4 protein-coding genes are annotated in these 3225 nt (G+C 40.2%); all 4 read right to left on the minus strand.

Annotated features, from left to right (window positions below; translation table 11 throughout):
• Positions 1–32 precede the first annotated feature (32 nt).
• Entirely contained in the window at positions 33–1352 is a 1320-nt protein-coding gene (locus ACUVXA_RS18705) for an MBL fold metallo-hydrolase (RefSeq protein WP_445872806.1), read from the minus strand.
• A gap of 108 nt (positions 1353–1460) precedes the next feature.
• A complete protein-coding gene (locus tag ACUVXA_RS18710) occupies positions 1461–2165 on the minus strand; it encodes a hypothetical protein (RefSeq protein ID WP_445872807.1) in 705 nt (234 codons plus the stop codon).
• Between the two features lie 10 nt (positions 2166–2175).
• Positions 2176–2802 (minus strand): hypothetical protein, encoded by a 627-nt coding sequence (locus tag ACUVXA_RS18715; protein ID WP_445872808.1) that lies wholly within the window; start codon positions 2800–2802, stop codon positions 2176–2178.
• A gap of 96 nt (positions 2803–2898) precedes the next feature.
• Positions 2899–3225, minus strand: a 327-nt coding sequence (locus ACUVXA_RS18720) for a hypothetical protein (RefSeq protein ID WP_445872809.1), incomplete at its 5' end; no start/stop codon positions are given.

Consider the following 3225-nt stretch of genomic DNA (forward strand, 5'->3'; position numbering starts at 1 on the left):
TCTTTTACTCCAAGAAGTGGTTCAAATTATTTTTAGAAAATTTTCATGGTTTGATTTTTTGTTGGCAATTCTACCAGGATTGCTTTTTCAAAATATTTTTTGAAGGTTTCGGGATACTCGGTGTGCACCGGTATTAGTTTTTTGGGCTTCAATTCTTTGAAGATTTCTACGAGTTCGTGGGGCATTATGTGTCCTGAGGTGTGGATCTGGTAGAGTGGCAGGCCGTAGCTGGCCAGCCAGTTTTTCATCCTTTCGAAATCGATTTCTCCCTCCTCGGTGAACGGTTCCGATGATGAGTAAATGTAGATGCTGCCCGCATCGGGTTTAATGTCCACCAGATCGTTTAAGTCGAACTGTGATAGGACATAGATTACCTTGTTCTGGATTTTCCCGATTTCGGATACGGTTTTAACATTGCGGTATTTCTGGATTTCCTCCCTTTCCCACTTGTCTTTTTTCTTTTCCTTATCCAGGACTATGAACTTGTCGCCCATTATGTCTGGAACATCTAGTCGAGGATCTTTTTGGAGTTCTCTTAGCAGGTAGGCTTGCTTCAGAGAGACCACGAGGTACCGATTATTCTTTTGGGCCACATGATAAAAGGTTCTCAACCTATCTATATCATTGTAGCTAAAACTGGCGAGTACAATGTTTTTGGTACTGGCGACTACCGTGTTAAGCTTCTGCTCCACCTCATCCTCGCTTGAGACTCTCGCCTGCATAATGTTGGTTCCCTCACAGATAACGGCTTCCGGCTTCTCCTCCCCTGCTTTTTTCACAAAGTCCATCGTTAATTCCGGTTTTGTTCCGTGGCTTCGCAAATCCCCAGTGTAGGCAATTGTGCCCTCAGAGGTGTGAATTATGAAACCGTAAGCTCCGGGAACCGAGTGATCCACATGTACCGGAGCAACCTCAAGGCTGCCGATTTTAACGCGGTGTCCGGTTCGGAATATTTTCCATTTCAATCCAGTTAAATCCTTCTCAAAACTTTTCCTGCTGGTGGCATCGATAGCCTTCAGAATGAGGGAACATGTTTCACCGCAGTGAACAGGAATCGCTCGGTTAATTAATGAGATGTAACCAGTGTGATCTCCATGAACATGAGTAAGAAAAACACCATCAAAACTGGGCTCAGACTTTTCACACCGGTATATTCCCTTTAGATCTGGTATAAGACCGAAATCTAGTAACCCTCTCTCATCTTTGGGCTGTATAGCGGGCCAAGTGTAAAAATTTCTCCGTGCAGTATAGTTCATACCGAAGTCCAGAAAGACCTTGGTATCCCCATCGCTTAGCAGGAACATGTTTCCACCGACTTCTCCAACCCCACCATAAAAAGTGAGCTCTACCATATTTATAACACCACAATACTAATTCGATAATCTGCCTCTTCTCTAAAAAAGTAATTGACATTTTCCAGATAAAAAATTTTAGAATCGGGAAAAATATTGTTTAAATAGTTACAGTTTAGATTGAATTTTTTTAATCATTTTATAGGCATTTCCTATCTGTTCGCTAACATCATTTCTTATACTAAAAACTCCTTTCAGTGAATCAACTAATCTCTCATCATTTAACATTTCAGTTATTGCGTATATCTGAGTCCTCAACCGATCCAAGTCTCCTCTTTTTATGTGCTTGATAATTTTTTCTATATCAGCATCAGGAGCTAAAACTACAAAATCCCTTACATCGGTTCTTCTGCCAGAATGGATCTTGAATGCTATAAGCAATGCGTTCTCAGGAACCCTACATCTAACCGAAATCGCTATTCCAGCCACATCTGCAATCACCGAGTAACGCTTAATATAATTGAAACTCCAAGAAGCATTCGTAGCCCTGCAAACCAAGCTTTTTACAAGTAAATCAACTGTTACCGGAAGGTCTTCTATTTTTTTAACACTGCCTATAAATTCGCCCCCATAGAATTCATTGAAGCCAGTTCGTTCAATCTGCTTTTCAAAGCCCTTCTCCTGTAGGATTTTCATAAAAGCCTCCAGATCATTTTTCTGAATTACTAGGTCGAGGTCTACTGAGAAGCGATGCCTAGCCAAGCCACTTACAACATATCCTCCTCCTACTACTATGAAGTCTAATGCTGCTTCTGAGAAACTTTTTATCATTCTTAAAATCTCATTTTCTCTTTCCACAAACTTAACTGCCATGGATACATCACTATAGGTTCGTCTCTTTTTCCTGGTATCTAATGCCTAATTTTAAGTTATACATCTCATCCAGCATCTCTAAGGCTGGTTCGTAAGCGTAAATATTTTTTCTACAAAACTCGATGGTTTCATCCAAAGGCATTACACTATAGCCATCAACTTTTTCAGCTCTAGTCTCAGATTCAGAATATAAAACATAGAATACGCCATATAAAGTCTCCTTTACAGGTTCGCCGTAAACATGCACTCTTTTGCCCTTAAATTTAAAAAAATTCTTCCAACTCACTAACTCCTGCTTATTGATTTTCAAGTGAATGGGATAGAAGGCGAAAAAGCGATCAATATTGTATCCGCCTTTAGTCCAGAAAAAAACAGCATCAGGACCAGTAAACGCATACTCCAACCCCGCTTCATTCACCAATTCGTAAGCTTCAATTATGTTGAACTTCTTCCCAACATACTCCTTAGGTGAATTTACTCTATACCTTCCCCAATTTACCCTATCTAAAAATCCCTTCTGCACCATGTCGTGTAAAACCTTATTTGGACTTGGGCTGGGAAAGGTGGATCGGAATTCCTTAATCGTGAACTCTCTTCTCCAGCTCCATAATATATTCCACAAATCATAATATGTCATAAAAAATTACTACCACAGTAATATTTAAAAAATTAGCGGAAATAAGCTCAAAAAGAGTTTAAAAAAACAAAACAGTGCTTCTGAAGATACTTCATCTTATTTTTTTCTCGGAGGCTGAATCTGGGGAAGCAAAGAAGTTTGAACCAAGTACACCGGGTCCCCGTCCTTATCAGTTTTGTTTGTTCTGGAAACTTTTACCACCGTTAATTTAACCCTTATGCTAGCCCCATCCTCAGTTATGTACTCATTCCATTCTTCGGCTATAGTTGAATATCGAATATCATCATTAACTATAGAGGCTTGAAGCTCCATAGGACTATAAATCGCATGTGTCGGTTCACCCTTCAGTTCAGGAGGAATATGAGAAAAAACCACCACGTTTTGGCCCTTAAAAGCATAACCAACCCGCCCCCCAGCCTCCCA

The sequence above is a fragment of the Candidatus Jordarchaeum sp. genome, from assembly GCF_052745115.1.